The 24,643-nt window shown below is 71.0% G+C and carries 21 protein-coding genes and 1 pseudogene; 13 read left to right on the plus strand and 9 right to left on the minus strand.

What is annotated here, in order from left to right:
• Positions 1-41: 41 nt before the first annotated feature.
• Both scy and mce read right to left on the minus strand, forming a co-directional pair.
• Entirely contained in the window at positions 42-3,905 is a 3,864-nt protein-coding gene (gene scy / locus AC07FA_RS15410; protein ID WP_479075826.1) for a polarized growth protein Scy, read from the minus strand.
• A 204-nt stretch (positions 3,906-4,109) separates the two neighbouring features.
• On the minus strand, positions 4,110-4,538 hold the full coding sequence (mce, locus tag AC07FA_RS15415) for a methylmalonyl-CoA epimerase (protein ID WP_328905931.1): 429 nt from the start codon (positions 4,536-4,538) through the stop codon (positions 4,110-4,112).
• Between the two features lie 134 nt (positions 4,539-4,672).
• On the opposite strand from mce, the gene AC07FA_RS15420 reads away from it, so the two are divergent.
• Both AC07FA_RS15420 and meaB read left to right on the plus strand, forming a co-directional pair.
• Positions 4,673-5,875 (plus strand): acetyl-CoA C-acetyltransferase, encoded by a 1,203-nt coding sequence (locus AC07FA_RS15420; RefSeq protein WP_479075827.1) that lies wholly within the window; start codon positions 4,673-4,675, stop codon positions 5,873-5,875.
• Between the two features lie 43 nt (positions 5,876-5,918).
• Positions 5,919-6,878 carry a methylmalonyl Co-A mutase-associated GTPase MeaB gene (gene meaB, locus AC07FA_RS15425; RefSeq protein WP_479075829.1) on the plus strand — a complete coding sequence of 320 codons (960 nt, stop codon included), beginning with the start codon at positions 5,919-5,921 and terminating at the stop codon, positions 6,876-6,878.
• Positions 6,879-6,932: 54 nt separating this feature from the next.
• On the opposite strand, the gene AC07FA_RS15430 is transcribed toward meaB, so the two are convergent.
• Positions 6,933-7,559, minus strand: a complete 627-nt coding sequence (locus AC07FA_RS15430; protein ID WP_479075831.1) for a PepSY domain-containing protein — start codon at positions 7,557-7,559, stop codon at positions 6,933-6,935.
• 117 nt (positions 7,560-7,676) lie between these two features.
• Here AC07FA_RS15430 and AC07FA_RS15435 point away from each other — a divergent pair, with 117 nt between their 5' ends.
• Positions 7,677-8,339, plus strand: a complete 663-nt coding sequence (locus AC07FA_RS15435; RefSeq protein WP_479075832.1) for a response regulator transcription factor — start codon at positions 7,677-7,679, stop codon at positions 8,337-8,339.
• The gene (locus AC07FA_RS15440; RefSeq protein ID WP_479075834.1) at positions 8,336-9,766 is read left to right on the plus strand and encodes a sensor histidine kinase; all 1,431 of its coding nucleotides are present in this window, start codon (positions 8,336-8,338) and stop codon (positions 9,764-9,766) included. The genes AC07FA_RS15435 and AC07FA_RS15440 overlap by 4 nt, the downstream gene beginning before the upstream one ends.
• Before the next feature lie 34 nt (positions 9,767-9,800).
• Here AC07FA_RS15440 and AC07FA_RS15445 read toward each other — a convergent pair whose 3' ends face one another.
• From AC07FA_RS15445 to AC07FA_RS15460, 4 genes are all read right to left on the minus strand, one after another.
• Entirely contained in the window at positions 9,801-10,277 is a 477-nt protein-coding gene (locus AC07FA_RS15445; protein WP_479075835.1) for a MarR family winged helix-turn-helix transcriptional regulator, read from the minus strand.
• A 150-nt stretch (positions 10,278-10,427) separates the two neighbouring features.
• The gene (locus AC07FA_RS15450) at positions 10,428-11,216 is read right to left on the minus strand and encodes an AIM24 family protein (protein WP_479075837.1); all 789 of its coding nucleotides are present in this window, start codon (positions 11,214-11,216) and stop codon (positions 10,428-10,430) included.
• Positions 11,213-11,863: an AIM24 family protein gene (locus AC07FA_RS15455; RefSeq protein ID WP_479075838.1), complete on the minus strand. Its 651-nt coding sequence runs from the start codon at positions 11,861-11,863 to the stop codon at positions 11,213-11,215. Before AC07FA_RS15455 ends, AC07FA_RS15450 begins: the two co-directional genes overlap by 4 nt.
• Positions 11,863-12,495 (minus strand): AIM24 family protein, encoded by a 633-nt coding sequence (locus AC07FA_RS15460; RefSeq protein ID WP_479075950.1) that lies wholly within the window; start codon positions 12,493-12,495, stop codon positions 11,863-11,865. The genes AC07FA_RS15455 and AC07FA_RS15460 overlap by 1 nt, the downstream gene beginning before the upstream one ends.
• A 182-nt stretch (positions 12,496-12,677) precedes the next feature.
• On the opposite strand from AC07FA_RS15460, the gene AC07FA_RS15465 reads away from it, so the two are divergent.
• The 4 genes and pseudogenes from AC07FA_RS15465 to glxA all read left to right on the plus strand — a co-directional run bounded on the left by AC07FA_RS15465 (position 12,678) and on the right by glxA (position 17,252).
• Entirely contained in the window at positions 12,678-13,025 is a 348-nt protein-coding gene (locus AC07FA_RS15465; protein WP_479075840.1) for a DUF3817 domain-containing protein, read from the plus strand.
• Complete coding sequence (locus AC07FA_RS15470; RefSeq protein ID WP_479075841.1) at positions 13,022-13,315, plus strand: MTH1187 family thiamine-binding protein; 294 nt, start codon at positions 13,022-13,024, stop codon at positions 13,313-13,315. Before AC07FA_RS15465 ends, AC07FA_RS15470 begins: the two co-directional genes overlap by 4 nt.
• A 174-nt stretch (positions 13,316-13,489) precedes the next feature.
• A complete protein-coding gene (locus AC07FA_RS15475; protein ID WP_479075843.1) occupies positions 13,490-15,295 on the plus strand; it encodes a glycosyltransferase family 2 protein in 1,806 nt (601 codons plus the stop codon).
• A 3-nt stretch (positions 15,296-15,298) separates the two neighbouring features.
• Positions 15,299-17,252: pseudogene (gene glxA, locus AC07FA_RS15480) on the plus strand (radical copper oxidase GlxA).
• An 84-nt stretch (positions 17,253-17,336) separates the two neighbouring features.
• Here glxA and AC07FA_RS15485 read toward each other — a convergent pair.
• Positions 17,337-18,332, minus strand: a complete 996-nt coding sequence (locus AC07FA_RS15485; protein WP_479075844.1) for an ArsR/SmtB family transcription factor — start codon at positions 18,330-18,332, stop codon at positions 17,337-17,339.
• A gap of 72 nt (positions 18,333-18,404) precedes the next feature.
• On the opposite strand from AC07FA_RS15485, the gene AC07FA_RS15490 reads away from it, so the two are divergent.
• From AC07FA_RS15490 to AC07FA_RS15505, 4 genes are all read left to right on the plus strand, one after another.
• On the plus strand, positions 18,405-19,832 hold the full coding sequence (locus AC07FA_RS15490; protein ID WP_479075845.1) for an MFS transporter: 1,428 nt from the start codon (positions 18,405-18,407) through the stop codon (positions 19,830-19,832).
• Between the two features lie 9 nt (positions 19,833-19,841).
• Positions 19,842-20,351 (plus strand): MarR family winged helix-turn-helix transcriptional regulator, encoded by a 510-nt coding sequence (locus AC07FA_RS15495; protein ID WP_479075846.1) that lies wholly within the window; start codon positions 19,842-19,844, stop codon positions 20,349-20,351.
• 66 nt (positions 20,352-20,417) lie between these two features.
• Positions 20,418-20,750: a DUF3817 domain-containing protein gene (locus AC07FA_RS15500; RefSeq protein WP_479075847.1), complete on the plus strand. Its 333-nt coding sequence runs from the start codon at positions 20,418-20,420 to the stop codon at positions 20,748-20,750.
• 94 nt (positions 20,751-20,844) lie between these two features.
• On the plus strand, positions 20,845-22,545 hold the full coding sequence (locus AC07FA_RS15505; RefSeq protein ID WP_479075849.1) for an acyl-CoA mutase large subunit family protein: 1,701 nt from the start codon (positions 20,845-20,847) through the stop codon (positions 22,543-22,545).
• Here AC07FA_RS15505 and AC07FA_RS15510 read toward each other — a convergent pair.
• A complete protein-coding gene (locus tag AC07FA_RS15510) occupies positions 22,521-23,171 on the minus strand; it encodes a TetR/AcrR family transcriptional regulator (RefSeq protein WP_479075850.1) in 651 nt (216 codons plus the stop codon). The genes AC07FA_RS15505 and AC07FA_RS15510 overlap by 25 nt on opposite strands.
• Before the next feature lie 340 nt (positions 23,172-23,511).
• Between AC07FA_RS15510 and AC07FA_RS15515 the strand changes: the two genes are divergently transcribed.
• The gene (locus AC07FA_RS15515) at positions 23,512-24,471 is read left to right on the plus strand and encodes a tetratricopeptide repeat protein (protein ID WP_479075852.1); all 960 of its coding nucleotides are present in this window, start codon (positions 23,512-23,514) and stop codon (positions 24,469-24,471) included.
• The last annotated feature ends 172 nt before the right edge of the window (positions 24,472-24,643 follow it).

Genomic DNA, 24,643 nt, shown 5'->3' on the forward strand with positions numbered 1-24,643 from the left:
GGTTGAATGTCCATGTCGAAGCATGTGACGCGGTTGACCGGCTAGCCCTCGGACGACTTGCCACCCGAACGGTTGGCCGCCGCGGCTCCGGCCTTGACGCCACCGGGTGTACTTCCGTTGGCCGTCTTCCCGCCCACCGTCGGCGCCTCGAAAGACTCCAACGCTTCGAGCACGTCCTGGACACGGGAGATCTCCGCATTGATGTCCTCTCGCCTGCGCACGAGCACATCGAGCTCGCGCCGGCCCTCGTCCACCATCTGCTTCGCCTCCGCCTCCGCCTCGGCGCGCAGTTTCTCCGCCTCGCGAACCAGGGTGGCCTTCTTGAGCTCGGCCTCCTTGAGGAGCGACTCGGCGCGCTTCACCGCGGCGATCCGGACCTTGCCGGCCTCCGAATTCGCGTCCGCCAGCAGCTCCTTGGCCTTCGCCGCCGCCTCGTCGCGCTGCTCCGTCGCCGCCTTCATCAGCTTGTCGACACGCTCGCCGGCGGTCTTCATCTGCTCGGAGGTCTCGCGGCGCGCCCGCTCGTGCAGTTCCTCGATCTCGCTCTCCAGACGAATCCGGAGCTCCTCGGCCCGTTCCCGGGTGGCCGTGGCGTCGCGGCGGGCGCCCACCAGCAGCTCGTCGGCGTCCGTACGGGCCCGCTCCACCAGGGAGTTGCCCTCGATCGTCGCCTCCGAGGTGATCCGCAGGGCCTCCTTGCGGGCCGCGCCGACCATCGTGTCCGCCTGCTCCTCGGCCTCGGTGGCGGCGCGCAGCGCCTCCTCCTGGGCCTTGTTGATGAGCTGGTCGGCCTGCTCGGCGGCGTCGGCACGGCGCTTGGACGCGGCCTCGCGTGCCTCGTCGAGCATGCGGTCGGCCTCCTGGCGGGCCTCCGAACGCATCTGCTCGGCCGCCGACTCCGCTTCGGCGCGCACCCGTTCGGACTCGGCGCGGGTCCGTGCCGCGTGCTCCTGCGCCGAACCCACGGTCTCCGCCGCCTCGGCGCGCAGCCGCTCGGCCTCGTTGGTGGCGTCGCCGATGAGCTGGTCGCTCTGCGCGGTCGCCTCCGCGCGCAGCCGTTCGGCCTCCTCGGTGGCCTCGCGGACCAGGAGCTCCGACTGTGCCGTGGTCTCGGTACGGATCCGCTCGCTCTCGCTGGTCGCCTCGCCGATGAGCCGGTCGGCCTGCGCGGCAGCCTCGCCGCGGATGCGGTTGGCGTCGTCGCGGGCTTCGGCGCGGGAGCGGGAGGCGTCCTGCTCGGCCGACGCGAGAGCGTCGGACGCTTCGGTACGGACCCGCTGGCTGTACTCCGAGGTGTCCGCGCGCATCCGCTCGGCCTCGGTGATCGCCTCGGAGACCGTGCGCTCGGCCAGCGCCTTCGCGGCCTCCGTCTCCTCGTTCGCGACGCTCCGGATGCGGTTGGCGTCCTCGGTGGCACGCTCCCGCTCGGCGTAGGCGTCGGCGCGGACCCGGTCGGCCTCCTCCTGCGCCTCGGTCCTGGTCCGCTCGGCGACGTGCTCGGCGGTGGAGCGCAGGCCGGCGATCTCCTGCTCGGCCTGCTCCTGGAGACCGGCGACGGAGTCCCGTACCTGCTGTGCGGTCTGCTCGGCGGCGGAGACCATCTCGGTCGCGCGGCGGTCCGCCTCCCCGACCAGGCGCTGGGCCTCGGTCTGCGCCTCCTCGACCCGCTTGCGGGCGGAGGCGAGGAGCTCCTCGCTCTGTTCGCGGGCCCGCTCGCGCTCCTGGTCCGCCTCGGCGCGTGCGGCACCGAGCGTCTCCTCGGCCTCGCGGCGGCGCCTGTTCGCCTCCTCCTGGGCGGCGGCGAGGGCCTCGGCGGCCTCCGTACCGACCCGCTCGGCGGCGGCTGCTGCCTCGGCCCGCACCCGGTCGGCGCTCTCCTGCGCCTCGGTCTTGAGGCGCTCGGCCTCGGCGGCCGCCTCACTGCGCAGCCGTACGGCGACGGACTCGCCCTCCGCGCGGGACTGCGCGGCGTCGGCGGCGGCTTCGGTACGCAGCCGCTCGGCCTCCGTCTCGGCCTGCTCCCGGAGGGTGCGCAGCCGCTCGGCGGCCTCCGCGCGCAGCCGCTCGGCCTCCTCGTTCGCTTCGAGGCGTACCCGTTCGGCTTCGGTGCGGGCCTCGGCGAGCGCTTCCTCGGCCGCGGCGACCCGCTTCTCGGCCTCGGTGTGCAGTCGGGCGAGCTCGTCGGCGGCCTCGGTGCGCCGGGCGGCGACCGCCCGCTCGGTGTCCTCGCGGAGCTCCGTGGCCGCCCGCTCGGCGGCGGCGGTGGTGGACTCGGCCTGCTCCTCGGCCTCGGTCCGCAGCCGCTCGGCCTCGGCGAGGGCGCGCTCCAGGGTCTCCTCCGCCTGCTTGCGCAGGGCGGTGGCACGCTCGGCGGCCTCGGAACGGACCCGGTCGCTCTCGGCGCCGGCGGAGGTACGCAGCTCGTCGGCGTCCGCCTTGGCCTTGGTCAGCAGCTCCTCGGCGGTGCGCGCACCCTCCTCGATCTGCTGGACTGCCTCGCGGCGGGCCTCCCCGCGGATGCGCTCGCCCTCGGCGACCGCTTCGGAACGCAGCTGCTCGGCCTCGCCGCGCAGCCTGCGTGCCTCCTCCTGGAGCTCGACCGTCTTGGCCCGGTACTCCTTGGTGTCGTCCTTGGCCGCGCCCTTGAGCTGGTCCGCCTGCTCGGCGGCCTCGCCGCGCAGCCGGTCGGCCTCGGCCTCCGCCTCACGGCGGATCCGGTCGGCTTCCTCGCTCGCCGCCCTGGTGGTGGACTTCGCGTCGTCGGACGCCTTGGTCAGCACCTCCTCGGCCGTCCTGGCCGCCTTGGCGAGCTGGGCGGCGGTGTCCTCGGCAGCGGCGGTGCGCGCCTTCTCGGACGCCTCGGACGTGAGCCGCTCCGCCTCGGCGCGGGCGTCGGCGAGCGCCTGCTCGGCCTCCGCCTTGAGCGCTTCGGCGTCCTTCGTGGCCTCGCCGACCAGCCGGGCGATCTCCGACTTGGCCGTACGCGTGCGCTGTTCGTTCTGCGACTCGGCGCCGGCCAGCCGCTTGGCCGCGGCGTCCTTCGCCTCGGCGACGACCTTGTCGGCCTCCAGGCGGGCCTCGCGCAGCTGCGTCTCGGCCTCCTGCATGCGCTGCTCGGCGGCCCGGTTCAGTTCGGCGGTCTGCTGCCGGGTCTGCTGGGTCTCCGCCGTGGCCGAGGTGCGCAGTTGCTCGGCGTGGGAGGTGGCCTCCTGCGCCTGGTCCGACGCGGCGTTGATCAGGCGTTCGGCGTCCCTCCGGGCCCGCAGCAGGATCGCTTCGGCTTCGGCGCGGGCCGACTCGGCCTCGGAGCCCAGCCGTTGACGGGTCTCGTCCGCGAGCCGGTTGGCTTCGGCACGGGCCGCCGCGAGCGACTGCTCGGCCTCGGCGCGGGACTCCTCCAGGAGCCGGCGGGCCTGCGACTCGGTGCGGGCGCGCAACTGCTCGGCCCAGGCGACGTTCTCGTTGACGTGGGACTCGACGGTCTGGCGGCGCTCGGCCAGCTCCTGGTCGAGCCGCTGGCGGCGCTGGACGGCCTCGGCGTGCAACTCGGCCTGCAGACGCGCCTGGTGCTCCGCGTGCTCCTGGAGGATCCGCTGCGTCTGCGCCCGGGCGTCACGCAGCTCGCGCTCGGCGTCGGTGCGCAGCTGGTCGGCCTGGATCTGCGCATTACGGAGCAGCTGTTCGGCCTGGTAGCCGAGGTCCGCGCTGTCGTAGGCGGGACGGCTCGCGAGATTGCGCCGGGCCTCGTGCAGCTTGGCACGCAAGACCTCGACCTGGTAACCGAGGTCCTCGGCGTGCTGGACGGCCTTCTCCCGGTCGGTCTTCAGCCGGTCCATCTCGGCTTCGAACCGCGAGAGATGGTCGTCGTCAGCTCGGTGGCTCTCCTGGCGTTCGTAGCCCCGCACTGCGCGGTCCCATCCTTCCCCGAGCTCTCAACTCAGTTCGAGCAGGGGAGACCCCAACCCTGGTCGCAATTCTCCAAACGAGCACCGCTCGCCTGGCGAGCGGTCCCCCGGGGAATGGTGACAGATCAACGGCAGGGACGCGGCGCGGCCCCGGCCCGGCCCCGGCCCGGAACCGCCCACTCTACCGGGCCGGGTATCCGGGGGTCAGTGCTCCGTCCGCGACGTGACCAGTTCCGTGAGGACACCGTGGCAGTCCTTCGGGTGCAGGAACGTGATCCGGGACCCCATCGACCCGGTCCTGGGCTCGTCGTACAGCACCCGTACGCCCTTCTCGCGGATGTCCGCGGCGTCCCCGTCCACGTCCGCCGTACCGAAGGCGATGTGATGGACGCCCTCGCCGTTCTTCGCCAGCCACTTGCCCACGGCCGAGTCCTCCCGGGTCGGCTCCAGCAGCTGGAGGTACGAGGCACCCCCGTCGGACGTATCGTTGATCTTGAGCATGGCCTCCCGTACGCCCTGCTCCTCGTTGATCTCGGAGTGGAACACTTCGAACCCGTAGGTCGAGCGGTAGAACTCGACAGTTTTGTCGAGGTCGAAACAGGCGATCCCGATGTGGTCGATTCGCGTCAGCATGGAACCAGTGCAACGCCCCGCCGATGGTTACGCAACGTGCGCGCGATCACACCCGCTGCCGGATGACGGGCGGGGTACCGCTCAGTACATTCATGTAAACCCTCGTTCACTTCTCACCCCTAGGGGCCGTGCCCATGTCAGGAACGACCGGTACCACCACCTCAGTGATCGTCGCGGGCGCCCGGACGCCCATGGGCCGCCTCCTCGGCTCCCTCAAGTCCTTCTCGGGAGCCGACCTCGGCGGCGTCGCCATCAAGGCCGCGCTGGACCGGGCGGGCATCGGCGGCGACCAGGTCGAGTACGTGATCATGGGCCAGGTCCTTCAGGCCGGGGCGGGGCAGATCCCGGCGCGCCAGGCCGCGGTCAAGGCCGGCATCCCGATGAACGTGCCCGCGCTCACGATCAACAAGGTCTGTCTGTCGGGGCTCGACGCGATCGCGCTCGCCGACCAGCTGATCCGCGCCGGTGAATTCGACGTCGTGGTGGCCGGTGGCCAGGAGTCCATGACGAACGCGCCGCATCTGCTGCCGAAGTCCCGCGAGGGCCACAAGTACGGTGCGATCGAGATGCTCGACTCGATGGCGTACGACGGTCTGACCGACGCGTACGAGAACATCCCGATGGGCCAGTCGACGGAGACGCACAACGCCCGTCTCGGCCTGAAGCGCGCGGAGCAGGACGAGATCGGCGCCCTGTCCCACCAGCGTGCCGCCGCCGCCCAGAAGAACGGCATCTTCGAGGCCGAGATCACCCCGGTCGAGATCCCGCAGCGCAAGGGTGACCCGGTCCTCTTCTCCAAGGACGAGGGCATCCGCCCCGAGACGACCGTCGAGTCGCTCGGCAAGCTGCGCCCGGCCTTCGCCAAGGACGGCACCATCACCGCCGGCACCTCCTCGCAGATCTCCGACGGCGCCGCCGCCGTCGTCGTGATGAGCAAGGCCAAGGCCGAGGAGCTGGGCCTGGACTGGATCGCCGAGATCGGTGCCCACGGCAATGTGGCGGGCCCGGACAACTCACTCCAGTCGCAGCCGTCCAACGCCATCCGGCACGCCCTGAAGAAGGACGGCCTAGAGGTCGAGGACCTCGACCTGATCGAGATCAACGAGGCGTTCGCGGCCGTCGCCGTCCAGTCGATGAAGGACCTCGGCGTCACGTCCGACAAGGTGAACGTCAACGGCGGCGCCATCGCGCTCGGCCACCCCATCGGGATGTCCGGCGCCCGCGTCGTCCTGCACCTCGCCCTGGAGCTGAAGCGCCGCGGCGGCGGCACCGGTGCCGCCGCGCTGTGCGGCGGCGGTGGTCAGGGCGACGCGCTGATCATCCGCGTCCCCAAGTAGAGGTACCCGAGCAGAGACAGCCCTACGAGTGAACGGAGCGGTGATGGTGGACGTCCCCACCCTGGTCGAGCAGGCGCGGGAGGGCAGGCCGCGGGCCGTGGCCCGGCTGATCTCCCTGGTGGAGGGGGCTTCGCCGCAACTGCGCGAGGTGATGGCGGCGCTGGCACCGCTGGCCGGGAACGCGTACGTCGTCGGGCTCACCGGCTCACCGGGTGTCGGTAAGTCGACCTCGACGTCGGCGCTCGTCTCCGCGTACCGGCGGGCGGGGAAGCGGGTCGGCGTCCTTGCCGTCGACCCGTCCTCGCCGTTCTCCGGGGGTGCGCTCCTCGGCGACCGGATCCGGATGTCGGACCACGCGTCCGACCCGGGCGTCTACATCCGTTCGATGGCCACCCGAGGCCATCTCGGCGGTCTCGCCTGGTCGGCCCCGCAGGCGATCAGGGTGCTGGACGCGGCGGGCTGCGACGTGATCCTGGTGGAGACGGTGGGCGTCGGCCAGTCGGAGGTGGAGATCGCCTCCCAGGCCGACACCTCCGTCGTCCTGCTGGCGCCCGGCATGGGCGACGGCATCCAGGCGGCGAAGGCCGGAATCCTGGAGATCGGCGATGTGTACGTCGTCAACAAGGCCGACCGGGACGGCGCCGACGCCACCGCCCGCGAGCTCAACCACATGCTGGGCCTCGGGGAGACCCGGGGGCCCGGCGACTGGCGCCCGCCGATCGTGAAGACGGTCGCCGCCCGGGGCGAGGGCATCGACGAGGTCGTCGAGGCGCTGGAGAAGCACCGGGCGTGGATGGAGGAGCACGGGGTGCTGACCGCGCGGCGCACCGCGCGTGCGGCCCACGAGGTCGAGACGATCGCGGTCACCGCTCTGCGGGAGCGGATCGCCGATCTGCACGGCGACCGCCGCCTGGACGCGCTCGCCGAACGCATCGTGGCGGGCCGGCTCGACCCGTACGCGGCGGCCGACGAGCTGGTCGTGGGGCTCACCGGCCAGGAGTGATCCGCGGAACGGTTCCGGGGCGGCGTGCGGGCCGGTCCGGAACCGTGGGGCGGATCAGTCGTCGTGGTCGTCGTCCCGGTCCACCGTGACCTCGCCGTTCCCGGCGTCGACGGCCAGCTCGTACCCCCTGCCGTCCTTGCCCTTGATGTCGACGTCCCAGCGGAGCGCGCCGCCGCGGCGATCGTCGTCATCGTCGTCGTCCAGATCGATGGACGTCACCGTGCCCGGCCGCTCCGCGAGCGCGGCGTCGACCGCGGCGTCCAGGGAGACCGCGGCGGCCCGGGGAGCGTGGCGGTCACGGTCGCCGTTGTCGTCCTCGCGGTCGGCGAGCACCTTCGCCTTGAGCGCGTCCACGGTCACGTCGTGCCAGGCCTTGTCGGAGCCGTACACATCGAGCTCCCAGACGAGCCGGTCCTCGTCGTCCTCGTCGTCCAGCTCGGCCTCGGTGACCGTCCCGGGCACGGCCCTGAGCGCGGCGGCGGTGGCCTCGTCGACGGTGATCACCGTGCCGGTGGTCCCCTTGCTCCCCGTGCCCTCCTCGCCGCTCACACTGCCGGCGGACCTCGTGCCCGTGCTCGTACCGCCGCGGTCGTCGTCGTCCGCGAAGGCGGCGGTGGTGACGGCTCCGCCGCCGACGAGCACGGCCGCGGTGACTGCCGCGATGGCGATGTTGCGCTTCATGAGGGTTCCTCCCCGAGTGCTGTCCGGTTCGACGTGAGCCACACTGCCGGGGCGATGCTGAACGCAGCCTGAAGCCACCTGAAGGCGTCTTCAGCTTCGGTTTGCGACTCTGTGCGTATGCGCCTGTTGATCGTGGAGGACGAGAAGCGGCTTGCGATGTCCCTGGCCGGGGGACTCACCGCCGAAGGCTTCGCCGTGGATGTCGTGCACGACGGCCTCGAAGGGCTGCACCGGGCGGGGGAGGGGACGTACGACCTCGTCGTCCTCGACATCATGCTGCCCGGTATGAACGGCTACCGGGTCTGCGCCGCCCTGCGCGCCGCGGGCCACGAGGTGCCGATCCTGATGCTGACGGCCAAGGACGGGGAGTACGACGAGGCGGAGGGGCTCGACACGGGCGCCGACGACTATCTGACCAAACCCTTCAGCTACGTCGTGCTGGTCGCCCGGATCAGGGCACTGCTCCGGCGGCGCGGCAGCGGCTCCCCCTCGCCCGTCCTGGCCGTCGGCTCCCTGCGCGTGGACACCGCCGCCCGGCGGGTGCACCGGGACGAGGACGAGATCGCCCTGACGGCCAAGGAGTTCGCCGTGCTGGAGCAGCTCGCGCTGCGGGCCGGGGCGGTGGTGAGCAAGGCGGACATCCTGGAGCACGTGTGGGACTTCGCCTACGACGGTGACCCGAACATCGTCGAGGTGTACATCAGCGCCCTGCGCCGCAAGCTCGGCGCGGCGGCCATCCGTACGGTACGCGGCGCCGGCTACCGGCTGGAGGCCCTGTGAGGTCCGTACGGGCCAGGGCCGCGCTGGGCGCCACGCTGGTCGTCGCCGTCGCGCTGGTCGGCGCCGGGCTCGCCGTGCTCCTCGTCCTGCGCGCCAACCTGACCGACCGCGCGGGCCTGGAGGCCGAGGTGGCCGCCCGCGAGGTGGCCGGGCAGCTCGCCCTCGACAGGCCCTACGACGAGCTCGACGTGGGGGACGAGGACGCCCACCCGGTCCAGGTGACCGATGAGGAGGGGCGGCTGGTGGCCGTCTCCAAGGACCTGGAGGCGATCTCCGGGACCACGACCGAGCGGGTCGCCCCGGCCCCGACGGCGTCGGCGTCCGGGGGCGACGATGACGATGACGGCGGGGACGACGACAGCAACGACCCGGCCCGCCGCGAGGTCTCGTCCGACGAACCGGACTTCACCAACGGCACGGCCACGGTCGACGGCGAGACGGCCGACTACCGGTTCGCGGCCGTCGAGCTGACGACGTCCACCGGACTGACCCTGACGGTCCACGCGGGCGCCCCGCTCGCGGCCGAGCAGGAGGCCGTGAGCACCGTGCGGGGCTCCATGCTGACGGGACTGCCCGTCCTGCTGCTGGTCGTCGCCGCGGTGACGTGGCTGGTGACCCGTCGCGCGCTGCGTCCCGTCGAGGGCATCCGGCGGGAGCTGGCCGCGATCACCGCGTCCGAGGATCTGGGCCGCCGGGTGCCGGAGCCCGGCTCGCGCGACGAGATCGCCAGGCTGGCCCGTACCACCAACGAGACGCTGACCGTGCTGGAAGCGTCGGTGGACCGGCAGCGGCGCTTCGTCGCGGACGCCTCGCACGAGCTGCGCAGCCCGATCGCCTCGCTGCGCACGCAGTTGGAGGTGGGCGCCGCGCATCCGGAACTGCTGGACGTGCCGGGCGCGGTCGCCGACACCGTACGGCTTCAGGACCTGGCCGCGGATCTGCTGCTGCTGGCCCGCCTGGACGCGGGGGAGCGGCCGGGGCGCGCGGCGGTCGATCTGGGCGCCCTGGTGCGCGAGGAGGTGTCGCAGCGCGCGGGTGACCGGATAGCGGTCACGGTGTCCGTGCCGGAATCCGGCTCGTGCGAAGTGAGCGGTTCGCGCGGGCAGTTGGCCCGGGTGATCGGCAACCTGCTGAACAACGCCGAGCGGCATACGGAGAGTTCGGTCGCCGTCACGGTGACCGCGGAGCGGGACGCGGTGCTCGTCGACGTCACCGACGACGGGGCGGGCGTGCCGGAGGCCGAGCGGGAGCGGATCTTCGAACGGTTCGTACGGCTGGACGACGCCCGCAGCCGGGACGACGGCGGGGCGGGCCTGGGCCTCGCCATCGCGAGGGACGTGGCGGCCCGGCACGGCGGCACGCTGACGGTGGGCCGGGCGCCGGAGGGCGGCGCGCTGTTCCGCCTCCGGCTGCCACGGTCCGCCTGAAGGTCACGCCGCCCGAGACCGCCGGGGGCGCGCCCTACGGCTTGCCGCGCCGCCCGCGCAGGTGGTCCGCGATCGGGGCCAGCGCGGTGTGCAGCTCGGCCAGCGCCTCCGGGGACAGCAGGTCCATGAAGTGCTTGCGCACCGACGCGACATGGTGCGGTGCGACCTTCTGCATGGTCTCCGCGCCCAGCTCCGTGAGCACCGCGTACAGGCCGCGCCGGTCGGACTCGCAGTTCTCGCGGCGGACCAGGCCCGCGCTCTCCATACGGGTGATCTGGTGCGAGAGCCGGCTCTTGGACTGCAGCGTCGACGCGGCGAGGTCACTCATCCGCATGCGCTGGTCGTCCGATTCCGACAGATTGACCAGGATCTCGTAGTCGTTGTTGGTCAGGCCGAACGGCTGGAGGTCCTTCTCCAGCTGGTGCATCAGCAGCCTGCTGACGTCCAGGTGGGTGCGCCATGCGCACTGCTCGGCATCGCTCAGCCAGCGAGTGGCCGTCTCGGTCTCCATGTATGGATTCTACCTAAGAAGTTGAAAGCCGGACGAAGTGAGAGGGTGTGACGCCCGGCACCCGCGCGGACACAGGGGTCCCCGTGGCCCGCAAGGCAAGGACCGAAGGCTGGGCGCAGACGTTCGACGTCACACTCCGCAGCCTACCGTTCACAAGCCGAAGCGACGCTGGAGGTCCCCCAGCTGGCCGGGCAGACGGGGCGCGGAGCCAGGTTGACCCGCACCCGCGCCGGGGGAGTGCTGCCCGCCACCGGGCACCCCGTCCTGATGCGGCACAGCGCCCGACGGCTGCTCGGCCATGAGCACCTCGGTCGACTGGAGCAGCACCGTCCCCGCCCCCACGAACTCGAACTGGTGCTCCTCGCCCGACGCCCCGCCGATCCCCGTCAGTGACCGCAGCCCGCCCATCACGCCCGACATGTAGCCGTGGTCGTAGTGGTGGCAGGGGGAGGGGCAGTCCGCCCAGCCCACCAGCGCCTGCGGGTCCACCCGCAGGGGCGGCTCCATGAAGACCACGGGGCCGTTGGACGCGGCCACGAACTTGCCCGTACCGATCAGCGTCACGAAGCCCGGCACGATCGACTGCTTCAGCGCCAGCGTCGGCTGGTAGGCCAGCAGGTTGCCGGAGCGGATCGTCAGGTTCCCGTTCTCCAGGTCGAACGAGTTCACGTCGAAGGCCCGGTCCGCGAGCAGCATCTTGCCGCTGCCCTCGGCCACCACCCAGTCGCTCGCGTGCAGCGGCGAGTGGAAGCTCGTACGGATCAGGCGCTCGAAGCGGCCGTGTCCGATGCCGTTGAACTCGATGCGCCCGTAGTAGGCGATCATCTTGCCCTTCTGCAGGAACCACTGGCTCCCCTTGAGCTCCACGCAGAAGGTGTACGCGTTGACGTTGTCGTCCGACGGCAGGGTCATCGGGTCGTGGATCACGGGCGTGCTCACAGTTTCTCCTCCGACGCCTGGACGTACACCGCACCACTGCCGCTGAGCTCCAGCTGGAACGCCTCCCCCGAGCCGCGCCCCACCATGTCGCGCCAGCCGAGCGCGGTGGAGAGCTTGTTGCGTACGTCGCCGTGGTGCGCGACGTACGCCTGCGGGTCCACATGCACGTCGCGGCCAGGCGTGATCGGCAGCTCGATCACTCCGCCGTGCGCCATCACCGCGACGGAGCCGTGGCCCTTGAGACTCGTGGTGAACAGGCCCTGCCCGGTCACCTGGCCGCGCACCATGCCCATGACCCCGCCCTGCGAGCCCATGAACATCGTGCTCTGCTGGAGCGTCCCGTCGAACGCGAGCAGCCGGTCCGCCTCCACGTAGAGGGTGTCACCGGCCAGGGCGATCACCTGGATGTGGTGGCCGCCGTGGCCGAACATCACCGTGCCGCTGCCCTCGACCGTCATCAGCGGGGTCGCCTCGTTGGCCACCCGCCGGCCGATCATCGAGGCCAGCCCGCCCTGGCCGCCCTGCATGTTCGGGGTGAACGAGACGTCGCCGCGGTAGGCGAGCATCGCGCCCCGCTGGCTGTACATCTTCTGGCCGGGCACCACCGTGGCCTCGACCATCTTCGAGTTGATCTCACGGAACGGCATCAGACATCGCCTCCGAGGGTGTTGCGCTCGCTGGGCTGTACGTAGACCAGGCCCTCGCCCTCGAAGCGGATCTGGAAGGACTCGCCGGAGCCCTCGCCCATCAGCGTGCGGAAGTTCACCCCGGACTGGAAGTGCTGCTGGAGGTTGCCCTGATGGGCGATGTAGGCGCCCGGGTCGACGCTCAGCGGGTACTGGGTGGTGACCCGCAGCACCACCGCCGTGCCGTCCGACATGATCGCCGCCTGGCCGGTGCCCTCGACGGTCGTGGTGAACAGACCGTTGCCGCTCGCGCCGCCGCGCAGGCCCGTGAAGGTGGTGCCGGTGCGCAGCCCGCTGTCGGTCGCCAGCAGATTGCTCGCCTCGACGTAGAGCTTGTCGCCCCGCAGGGTGACCAGGTTTATCTCGCTCGCCCGGTCCGCGAAGTAACAGGTGCCCTGGCCCGTCACCTCCATCATGGTCATCTGCTCGCCGGTCAGGCGGCGGGTCACCATGCCGCGGATGCCCTCACCGCCGCCGGACATCTTCTTGAACGCCATCCGGCCGTCGTACGCGACCATCGAGCCGTTCTTCGCCTTGACGCCGTCGCCCGTGAGGTCGACGGCGAGCGTCTTGCCGCCTTGGAGCCGGAACATTGCCACGGTTAGACGGTAGCCGCAGTGACGCGGGGCGGACAGGGCCCTCCGGTGTGTCCTCCATCGCCGACAGGCCCGAAGGCGTCCCCCGCCGCCGGTGCCCGAAGCGGCCGATGCCACAATGGGGGGCGCTTGTGCCTGCGTTCACAAGCTGTCACCGTCCTCCCACCGAAGGTGCCCCCGTGGACATCAAGACCGCTACCGCCCTGCACCGGCTGCGCCTCATCTCGATTCCCGAGGCGCTCTCCTTTCCGGCCCTGATCATCTTCGGGTCGGTCCTCAGCCGCGTCTCCGACATCGACTTCCTGATGAAGCCGCTCGGCATCCTGCACGGCGTGCTCTTCGTCATCTACGCCGTGCTGCTGCTGGACGTGTGGGTCAAGGCCAAGTGGCCGCTGAAGCGCGTCGCGCTGTTCTTCCTGCTCGCGCTGCTGCCCTTTGGCGGGCTGTACGGCGACAAGCTCATCAAGCGCTACGAGTCCGACGGCGTCATCGCCGGCCGGGCCCGCCGCGAAGGTGTGGTCGCGTGATCGTCGCCTTCTCGGTCTCCCCGCTCGGGGTCGGCGAGGACGTCGGCGAGTACGTCGCCGACGCGGTGCGTGTGGTCCGTGAGTCCGGGCTGCCCAACCGCACCGACGCCATGTTCACCTCCATCGAAGGTGAGTGGGACGAGGTCATGGACGTCGTCAAGCGGGCCGTCGGCGCCGTCGAGGCGCGCGCCGGACGCGTTTCCCTGGTACTGAAGGCCGATATCCGTCCGGGCGTGACCGACGGCCTGACGTCCAAGGTCGAGACCGTGGAACGGCACCTCGCCGACTGACACCCCGCCCGCTCCGCACAGCTCCGCGTTCACCCGTCAGGCCCCCGCCGTCACACGGCCGGGGGCCTGACGCGTTCCGGTTCGAAAACCGCTCACTCGGACCAGCCGGGTCGACACGTCGCGGGGAGTCCCTTTCTCTTGGGGCTACCAAACCGTTCGACATTTGGAGGCACGGTGCGGTCGGAGGGCTACGACTACGACACCCACAGCCGGCTCGCGGGTCCGCTCACGGAACCGGACGGGGATGGATACCGGGTGCGGTACCGGAGCCTGCTGTCGACGGAGAAGCACCGAATAAGGGCCGTCCTCCTGATGACGCTGGCCCCCGTGCTCACCGGTCTGCTGCTCCTGTACCTCGTCTGGCCCACGCACTGGACCGAGCGCGAGGGCGGTGAACGCTGGCTGATCCACGCCGATGCGGTGATGCTCGCGTCGATCGGTCTGATCGAGCTGTTCATGCTGGTCAACGTCGTCTCGGTGGCGCACGCCACGCTCGTCGCCCGGGACCCGGTCCCGGTCACGCCCGAACCCGGCACCCGGGTCGCGTTCCTCACCACCTACGTACCGGGCAAGGAACCCCTCTCGATGGTGCGGGCCACACTCCAGGGCGCCGTGCGGATGCACCACGACGGGCCCCTGGACATCTGGCTGCTCGACGAGGGCGACGACCCGGCGGCCAGGATGCTCTGCGCGGAACTGGGCGTGCACCACTTCACCCGGAAAGGCGTGCCGGAGTGGAACCGTGAGAAGGGCGTCCACCGGGCGCGGACGAAGCACGGCAACTACAACGCCTGGCTCGCCATGCACGGAAACGGCTACGACTTCTTCGCCTCCGTCGACACCGACCACGTCCCCCTGCCCGACTTCCTCGAGCGGATGACCGGTTACTTCCGGGACCCGGACGTCGCCTTCGTCGTCGGACCGCAGGTCTACGGGAACTACGAGTCCGCCGTCACCAAGGCCGCCGAGTCGCAGCAGTTCCTCTTCCACGCGCTGATCCAGCGCGCGGGCAACCGCTACGGCGCCCCGATGTTCGTCGGCACCAACAACGTCGTACGCATCGCGGCGCTGCGTCAGGTCGGCGGCCTGTACGACTCGATCACCGAGGACATGGCGACCGGCTTCGAGATCCACCGCCACCGCAACCCCCTGACCGGAAGGTTCTGGCGCTCGGTCTACACCCCGGACGTGCTGGCCGTCGGCGAGGGACCGGCCTCCTGGACCGACTTCTTCACCCAGCAGCTCCGCTGGTCGCGGGGGACGTACGAGACGCTGTTCCGGCAGTACGGGAAGGCGCTGTTCAGGGTCCCGCCCGGCCGGCTCCTCAGCTACACGCTGATGCTCGTCTACTACCCGATGACCGCGGTGAACTGGCTCCTCGGCGTGCTGAGCTGTGTGCTCTTCCTCTGGCTCGGGGCCTCCGGCACCCAGGTCGCCGCCTCCGTCTGGCTGATGCTCTACAGCGACGCGGCCGCGCTCCAGATCGGGCTCTACCTCTGGAACCGGCGCCACAACGTCTCTCCGCACGAACCCGAGGGGTCCGGCGGCCTCGCGGGCATGGCGATGTCCGCGCTCTCCGCGCCGATCTATCTGAAGTCGCTCGGCTCCGCCGTGCTGCGCACCGACGGGCGGTTCGTCGTCACTCCCAAGGGCGGCGAGGCCAGCCCCGACCGGCTCCTCACGTTCCGCGTCCACCTGTTCTGGGCGGCCGTGCTGACGAGCTCGCTCATCGCCTCCGTCCAGCTGGGCCACACCCACGCGGCGATGCGGACCTGGGCCGTGCTGGCCCTCGTCATCGCCCTGTCACCGGTCGTGGTGTGGGCGTGGACGACCTGGCAGGACCGCCGCGGCCGGGCCCGCAGCGCCGTGTCCGTACCGGTGGACGCGCCCGATTCCGCCTTCACCACCACGACCACGGCGGCGACGTCTCCCCAGCCGTCGGCCACCGCGGCACCCACCACCACCGGAGGAGGGAACTGAGCCATGGCGTACACGCCCACGAAACGGATGAAGAAGACGCTCCTGGGCGGCGGCGCCATCGTGGTGCTGGCCGGGCTCAACGCTCCGGCCGCACTGTCCTTCGCCGAGCACCGGTACCACGCGTACAAGATCGACCAGCCCGCGTACAAGGCCCGGTACGGCTCCTGGGACCGGGTGGACATCCCTGACGAATACCGCACGAACGCCATCCACGCCGCTCTGCTGCACACCGGCAAGGTGCTGATCATCGCGGGCTCCGGCAACGACGAGGACAACTTCGACGAGGGCACGTTCGACACGATCCTGTGGGACCCCGAGGCGAACGCCTTCAAGAAGATCGACACTCCCGAGGACTTCTTCTGCGGCGGCCACGCGGCGCTCCCGGACGGCCGGCTGCTGATCGCGGGCGGCACCGCGCGCTACGAGGTCCTCGACGACAAGGTGGAGCGGGCCGGCGGCGGAATGCGGGTGAAGAACGAGGACCCCGACAAGCCCCTCACCCTTGAGAAGGGGCACCGTCTTCCGCTCGCCGTCCGGCACGGAGTACGTCTCGCAGTTCGATGTGACGGTGCCGAAGGCCACGCGCGCGTTCGAGGTCGACTACTTCGAGAGCGGCCAGATGAAGCCGTGGAAGACCAAGGTGACCGCCTCGGAGGCGCGGGTCTTCGTGGAGTCGCTGAAGGAGGGACCGCAGGCGGTGACCACCGAGGCCGCCCAGTACGAGATCGAGGGCCTCACGGGCAAGGCCGCCGACAACGCGTACGGTCTCGCCGAGAAGATCACCATGGACAAGCAGGACTTCCAGGGGATCAGGGCGGCGTACGAATTCGACCCGAGGGCCGAGAAGTACATACCCGTCGACCCGATGAAGGAGGCCCGCTGGTACCCGACGCTCGTCGGCCTGGCGGACGGCAGGGTGCTCGCCGTGTCCGGCCTCGACGACGTGGGCGCGATCCTGCCCGGTGACAACGAGATCTACGACCCGAGGACGAAGAAGTGGTCCAAGGGCCCCTTCCACTACTTCCCGACCTACCCCGCGCTCTTCCTGACCAAGGGCGGCAAGCTCTTCTACCCGGGCGCGAACGCCGGTTACGGGCCCGCGGACAAGGGCCGGGCCCCGGGCGTGTGGGACCTGAGGACGAACACCTTCACCGAGGTCGGCGGACTGACCGGCACCGACGCGACCGAGACCGCCGCCTCCCTGATGCTGCCGCCGGCCCAGGACCAGAAGGTGATGATCCTCGGCGGCGGCGGGGTGGGCGAGTCCAGGAAGTCGACCGCGCGCACCGCGATCATCGACCTGAAGGCGGACAGCCCGGTCTTCGAGGCGGGGCCGGACCTCCCGCGGGGCACCCGCTATCTGAACAGCGTGATCATGCCCGACGACACGGTCTTCACCAGCGGCGGATCGTCGGACTACCGGGGGCGCGGCGCGAGCAACATCCTCAAGGCGCAGTTCTACGACCCGAAGACCAACGCCTTCAAGGAGGCGGCCGCACCGACGGTCGGCCGCAACTACCACTCGGAGGCGCTGCTGCTGCCCGACGGGCGGGTGGCGACGTTCGGCTCCGACTCGCTCTACGGCGACAAGGACAACACCAAGCTGGGCAAGTTCGAGCAGCGCATGGAGGTCTACACCCCGCCCTCGCTGTACGGGAAGGGCGAGCGGCCGGTGATCGGCGCCGGTCCCCAGGGCGTCGTGCGGGGCGGCAGCGCCACCTTCGAGGTCCGCGACCCCGCGAAGATCGCGACCGCCCGGCTGATGCGGCCGAGTGCCGTCACGCACAACACCGACGTCGAGCAGCGTTCGGTCGAGCTCGCTCTGACGAGGGGCGAGGGCGCGGTGACGGTGGAACTGCCGGACGACAGCACGCTGGTGCCGCCCGGCTGGTACATGCTCTTCGTCACCGGCATGGACGGAACGCCGTCCGAGGCGAAGTGGGTCAAGGTCGGCTGAGGGGCGCCCGAGCCGCCGGGCCGCTTGATCCACGGACGGCGCCGAGTCCGTCGTACACGAACGGGAGCGGTCGCGACACGGCGGTCAGCCTCCGTGGTGGTCCGACACCGCCAGCGCGATCCCGAGCGGCGTGCGCTCGTACAGCACCTGGTGCCCGTACCGCCGGGAGGTCAGCAGCCCCGCCGCGCGCAGCACCGACAGATGTTCCGACACGGAGGAGGGCGCGAGGGAGAGCCGGTGCGCCAGCGCACTCGTCCCGGCCGGTTCGCCGAGTGCGCACAGGACGTCCGCGCGGGCCCGGCCGAGCAGCCGGGCGAGGGTGTCGGGGGTGCGTTCGCCCGCCTCGGTCCACAGGCCGCCGATGCCCCGGGCGGGGTAGATGACCGCGGGCTGCCAGGGCTCCTCGTACCCCCCGACCACCTCGGGCCAGACGAAGACGCTCGGCATCAGGACGAGCCCCTGCCCGCCCAGGGCGCGGGTGTGGTTTCCGCTGGTCCCGACCACCGTGAGCGTGGAGTCCGTCCAGCGCAGCTGCGGACTCACGTCCCCGAGCAGCCGCTCGAAGCCGGCGTCGGCGAGGCGGCGCGAGTGGTAGGCGATGTCCGCCTCCAGCAGGGCGCGCAGCCGGGGCCAGTGCGGCTCGACCAGGACGTGCCAGGCCTGTTCCAGCAGGTCCGCCAGTTCCTGGACGGCCCGCGCGGGGTCGGCCAGCAGCCGTCGGCCCGCGGCGGACTCCAGACCGCCCGGCCGGTCCGCGAGGGCCAGCCGCATGTCCTCGCGGGCCACGGCGGGGTCGACCGCCCGCACGTGGGCGATCTCCTCGTCGAAGGTGGTGACCGGTCCTGGGGGCGGCGGCGAGAAGAAGTCCGGGTTGTGCCCGTGGTTCGGCATCAGCAGCCAGAGCGGCGCCAGGTCCAGCGTGGCGGCGCCCTCCCGGATGCGGCGCAGCCAGGGCAGGTGGTAGCCGTGCAGCTCGGGACGGGCGAGGGTCCGCACGGCCCCCTGGGTCTCCCAGAGCGGGGAGAGCGCGAACCGGCAGCGGAGCAGATCGCTCTCTTCGAAATGCAGATGGAACGGCACGCGCTACCCCCGGACATTCGGCCTCAGCCGAAAGTCTACGGAGGCGCGGGCCCGGCCCCGCAAGCTGCGTCCATGCCGAGCGACACCAACACCCCGGCGGGCAGCCCCCGCGACCAGCCCGCCTCCGATGTGCCGCCCCCGGCCCCGCTCCCGGAGCGCGCCGCCCACCCCGACCCGGGCCTCGCGGAAGCGCTCCGGGAGCCCCCGCGGCCGCCGGCCGAAGCGGAGACCGCCGGCTCCCGGGGCTATGCGGCGGTGTTCGCGGTCCGGGAGTTCCGCGCCGTGTTCGCCGCGCACCTGCTGTCCCTGCTCGGTGTGGTGGTCAGCGAGCTGGCGCTGACCTTCCTCGTCTACGACCTCACCGGCTCGCCCCTGCTCAGCGCCCTCACCTTCGCGCTCGGCTTCCTCCCGTATCTCGTCGGCGGCACGCTCTTCGCCGGGGTCGCCGACCGCTACCCGGCCCGCCGGGTCCTCGTCACCTGCGACCTGATCTGCGCGGGCTGCGTCGCCGTCATGGTCCTGCCGGGCACACCCGTGGCGGGGCTTCTCGTCCTGCGCTGCCTGGTCGCCGCCGTGTCACCGGTCTTCACCGGGACCCGGATGGCAGCCCTCACCGACATCCTCGGTGAGGGAGACCTCTACGTACTGGGCCGCTCGCTGCTCCGGATCGTCTCGCAGAGCGCGCTGCTGATCGGCTTCGGTGTGGGCGGGGTCCTGCTCGCCGCGCTGACGCCGCGCGGAGCGATCACCATCACCGTGGCCACCTTCCTCTGTTCGGCCCTTCTCCTGCGCTTCGGGACCCGCGACCGGCCTGCCCGTACGGGCGGCGAGGGCGGTGGCGCCCTGTTGAAGGACTCGCTCTCCGGCGCGCGGACGGTCCTGGCCGACCGCAGAATCCGTGCCCTGATGCTGCTCTTCTGGGTGCCCGCCCTGTTCGTGGTCGCCCCCGAGGCGCTGGCCGCCCCGTACGCGGACGCGATCGGCGTCGGTCCGGCCGCACTCGGGCTGATGATGTGCGCCATGGCGGTCGGTCACATCGGGGCCGAGCTGTACGCGGGTTCCGTGCTGAGCCCCCGTAGCCGCTCACGGATCGTGCTGCCGGTCGCGGCCTTCGGGCTCGTACCCCTGGTGCTGTACGCGGTGCGCCCCGGCATGGCCCTGACCGTCCTCTCGCTCGTGCTGGCCGGCATGGGAGCGGCGTACGTCATCGGCCTCGACCAGTGGTTCGTCGACGCCGTACCGCAGGAGCTCCGGGGGCGGGCCATGACCCTGCTCACGGCCGGTCTGATGACGGTCCAGGGCATCGGGATGGCGCTGGCCGGGCTCGCGGCGGAGTTCTTCCCGGTCCATCAGGTCGTCGCCGGATCCGGAGTGCTCGGTACCGCTTGCACACTCCTGCTGATCGTCGAGGTGCGCAGAACCGCCCCTCGAACGGCTCCCGAACAGAAGTCCGATACCGAAGTGCGAGACGGGGCTGACCGGCATGTGACCAGTGGGTAAGGTCGTGCCGTGCCGAAGCCGCTCAGCCTTCCCTTCGATCCGATCGCCCGCGCCGATGAACTCTGGCAGCGACGCTGGGGGCCCGTGCCCTCGATGGGCGCGATCACCTCGATCATGCGGGCGCAGCAGATCCTGCTGGCCGAGGTCGACGCGGTCGTCAAGCCGTACGGGCTGACCTTCGCGCGGTACGAGGCGCTGGTGCTGCTCACCTTCTCCCAGGCCGGTGAGCTGACGATGTCCAAGATCGGTGAGCGCCTCATGGTGCACCCCACATCGGTGACGAACACCGTGGACCGGCTGGTCAGGTCCGGTCTGGTGGACAAGCGCCCCAACCCCAACGACGGCCGCGGAACCCTCGCCTCCATCACGGACAAGGGCCGAGAGGTCGTCGAGTCGGCCACCCGGGACCTGATGGCCATGGACTTCGGACTCGGGGTGTACGACGCGGAGGAGTGCGCCGAGATCTTCGCGATGCTGCGCCCGCTGCGGGTCGCGGCCAACGACTTCGACGAGAAGTAGAGCCGCGTACGAGGACGGCCCGGGGCGCTGCAAGATCGCCCCGGTCGTCGGGCTACGCTCGTTGGCATGAAATCCAGCGTGCTGACCCGCTATCGGGTGATGGCCTACGTCACCGCCGTCATGTTGCTGATCCTCTGCGTCTGCATGATCTTCAAATACGGATTCGAGACCGGCGAGGGCATCACGCTCGTGGTTTCGCAGGTCCACGGTGTCCTCTACATCATCTATCTGGTCTTCGCCTTCGACCTCGGGTCCAAGGCGAAGTGGCCGATGGGCAAGCTGCTCTGGGTGCTGGTCTCCGGCACCATCCCGACGGCCGCGTTCTTCGTGGAGCGCAAGGTCGTCCGCGAGGTTCAGCCGCTGATCGCCCGGACCGGCGCCGAGTACGTCAAGGCCTGATCCGGACCTCACGGCACCACCCGAACCGCCCCGTGCGAAGCGCCGGGCGGTTTGCCATCGACATTTACTAGGACGTCCTAGTAAATTCGAGGGTATGGACGCTGACGCGATTGAGGAAGGCCGCCGCCGCTGGCAGGCCCGTTACGACAAGGCCCGCAAGCGCGACGCGGACTTCACCACGCTCTCCGGGGATCCCGTGGAGCCCGCGTACGGGCCACGCCCCGGCGACACGTACGAGGGGTTCGAGCGGATCGGCTGGCCCGGTGAGTACCCCTTCACCCGAGGGCTCCACCCGACCGGCTACCGCGGCCGGACCTGGACCATCCGCCAGTTCGCTGGCTTCGGCAACGCCGAGCAGACCAACGAGCGCTACAAGATGATCCTCGCCGCGGGCGGCGGCGGGCTCAGTGTCGCCTTCGACATGCCGACCCTGATGGGCCGCGACTCCGACGAGCCCCGCTCGCTCGGCGAGGTCGGGCACTGCGGTGTGGCCATCGACTCCGCCGCCGACATGGAGGTCCTGTTCAAGGACATCCCGCTCGGCGACGTCACGACGTCGATGACGATCAGCGGCCCCGCCGTCCCGGTCTTCTGCATGTACCTGGTCGCCGCCGAGCGCCAGGGAGTCGACCCGGCCGTGCTCAACGGCACGCTCCAGACCGACATCTTCAAGGAGTACATCGCACAGAAGGAGTGGCTCTTCCAGCCCGAGCCCCACCTGCGCCTCATCGGCGACCTGATGGAGCACTGCGCCCGCGACATCCCCGCGTACAAGCCGCTCTCGGTCTCCGGTTACCACATCCGCGAGGCCGGAGCCACGGCCGCGCAGGAGTTGGCGTACACGCTCGCCGACGGCTTCGGATACGTGGAACTCGGCCTGTCCCGCGGCCTGGAGGTTGACACCTTCGCCCCCGGCCTCTCCTTCTTCTTCGACGCGCACCTCGACTTCTTCGAGGAGATCGCCAAGTTCCGCGCGGCCCGCCGGATCTGGGCCCGCTGGATGAAGGAGGTCTACGGGGCGAAGACCGACAAGGCGCAGTGGCTCCGCTTCCACACCCAGACGGCCGGGGTCTCGCTCACCGCGCAGCAGCCGTACAACAACGTCGTCAGGACCGCGGTGGAGGCCCTGTCCGCCGTCCTCGGCGGCACCAACTCGCTGCACACCAACGCCCTCGACGAGACGCTCGCGCTCCCCTCCGAGCAGGCCGCCGAGATCGCCCTGCGCACCCAGCAGGTGCTGATGGAGGAGACCGGCGTCGCCAACGTGGCCGACCCGCTCGGCGGCTCCTGGTACGTCGAGCAGCTCACCGACCGTATCGAGGCCGAGGCCGAGAAGATCTTCGACCAGATCAGGGAGCGCGGCACCCGGGCCCACCCGGACGGCAAGCACCCGATCGGGCCGATGACCTCGGGCATCCTGCGCGGCATCGAGGACGGCTGGTTCACCGGCGAGATCGCCGAGTCCGCCTTCGTGTACCAGCGTTCGCTGGAGAAGGGCGACAAGCGGGTCGTCGGCGTCAACGTCCACCACGGCTCGGTCACCGGCGACCTGGAGATCCTCCGGGTCAGCCACGAGGTCGAGCGCGAGCAGGTGCGTGAGCTCGCCAGCCGCAAGGCCGGCCGTGACGACGCCAGGGTCCGCAGCTCCCTGGACGCGATGCTGGCCGCCGCGCGCGACGGCTCGAACATGATCGCGCCGATGCTGGAGGCCGTACGGGCCGAGGCGACCCTCGGCGAGATCTGCGGCGTCCTGCGCGACGAGTGGGGCACCTACACGGAGCCGCCCGGCTTCTGACCCGACGCGGCGGCCCCCAGCCCCGCGAGCAGCAGCACGGTGAAGCGCTGGGCCCAGTCGGCATCGACGGGCTCGGCGCTCACCAGTGCCCGGTGCACCACCGCCCCGGCGATCACGTCGAAGATCAGATCCGCCGTCCGCGCCGCCGTGGCCGCGTCCGGCTCGGGGGGCAGTTCGCCGCGCGCCTGGGCCCGTTCCCGTCCCAGCAGCACCAGGCGCTTCTGGCGCTCCACGATCGAATCCCGGATACGGGTCCGCAGCGCCTCGTCGCGCGTGGACTCCGCGACCACCGCCATCAGCGCGGTCTTGGTCTCCGGCCGCTCCAGCAGCGCCGCGAACTGGAGCACCACTCCCTGCACGTCCGCCGACAGGCTGCCCAGGTCGGGGAGTTCCAGCTCGTCGAAGAGGACCGCGACGGCGTCGACCACCAGCTCGTTCTTGCCCGCCCAGCGCCGGTAGAGCGTCGTCTTGGCGACCCCCGCGCGCAGGGCCACGTCACCCATCGTCAGCTTGGACCAGCCGAGATCGACGAGGGACGCACGGGTCGCCTCCAGGATCGCCTCGTCCGCCGCGGCACTGCGCGGGCGCCCGGTTCGGGCGGCTTTGGGGTGGCCGTGGCTCAGCATCCCGCGACCATACCCGCCGGTAAGTACGGTCGGCGGCGCCCGGGGGGCGTGAGAGAGATCACCGGGGCCTGCTTTCCCCGAGGCGGTCCGGGCAGTTACGCTACGGGTCGTAGCGTAAGGACGATGGTCATACCGGCCTCACGCGACGACCGATCGACAGCCACAGGAGCCGGGTGGGGACCCGGCACCGAGAACAGGGGCCTCGCGGGGCCCTGGAACCGTGTCTGTCCGCATGCCACGCACACCGGCGGAGGCGGCGGACGGAGCCGGTTCTCGTATCGCTTTCCGGAACGGCCTGTCCAGGGGGGAGGATGTACGTATGCAGCCTAGGAACATGTCCATGAGCGGCGTCGTCGACCTCGCCGCAGTAAAAGCGGCCGGTGAGGCCAAGGCCAAGGCCCAGCAGGCCCGTGCCGACGCATCCCGGCAGGGCGGCGCCACCGCCGCGGCCCCCAGCTCCCTTGTGATCGACGTCGACGAAGCGGGCTTCGAGCGCGATGTGCTGACCCGCTCCTCCGAGGTTCCCGTCGTCATCGACTTCTGGGCCGAGTGGTGCGAGCCGTGCAAGCAGCTCGGCCCGCTCCTGGAGCGCCTTGCCGTCGAGTACAACGGCCGCTTCGTGCTCGCCAAGGTCGACGTCGACGCCAACCAGATGCTGATGCAGCAGTTCGGCATCCAGGGCATTCCGGCGGTCTTCGCCGTCGTCGCCGGGCAGGCTCTTCCGCTCTTCCAGGGCGCGGCCCCCGAGGCCCAGATCCGCGAGACGCTCGACCAGCTGATCCAGGTCGGCGAGGAGCGCTTCGGCCTCACCGGGATCGTCGTCGACCCCGCGGCGCGGGGCGAGAACCCGGCGGGACAGGTGCCGGCCGAGGTGCCCGCGGGCCCGTACGACGCACTGCTGGAGGCGGCGGCACAGGCGCTGGACGCCAACGACTTCGCCGGCGCCGTCCAGGCGTACAAGAACGTGCTCGCCGACGACCCGGTCAACGTCGAGGCCAAGCTCGGCCTCGCCCAGGCCGAACTGCTGGGCCGGGTCCAGAAGATGGACCCGCAGCAGGTGCGCAAGGACGCCGCCGAGAACCCGGACGACGCGCAGGCGCAGATCGCCGCCGCCGACCTGGACCTCGTGGGCGGCCACGTCGAGGACGCCTTCGGGCGCCTCGTGGAAACCGTCCGCCGCAACTTCGGCGACGACCGGGATGCCCCACGGCTCCGGCTCCTGGAGCTGTTCGAGGTCATCGGCCCCGACGACCCCCGGGTCGCCGCCGCGCGCGCGGCCCTGGCGCGCGTCTTGTTCTGATGTGACAACACGGCCGTGGAGCCTTCGGGCACCACGGCCGTTTTCGCGTCCGGGGCGATAAGAGACCCCTCCGCTTTACCAAATCTTGACAAAGATACGGACCGTTACTCGCAGTAAATCGTGCCATGGGATCTGTCCACTTAAGGACCCCATTCTTCCTATTTCCTCATCG

This window comes from Streptomyces sp. NPDC045968, from assembly GCF_056430475.1.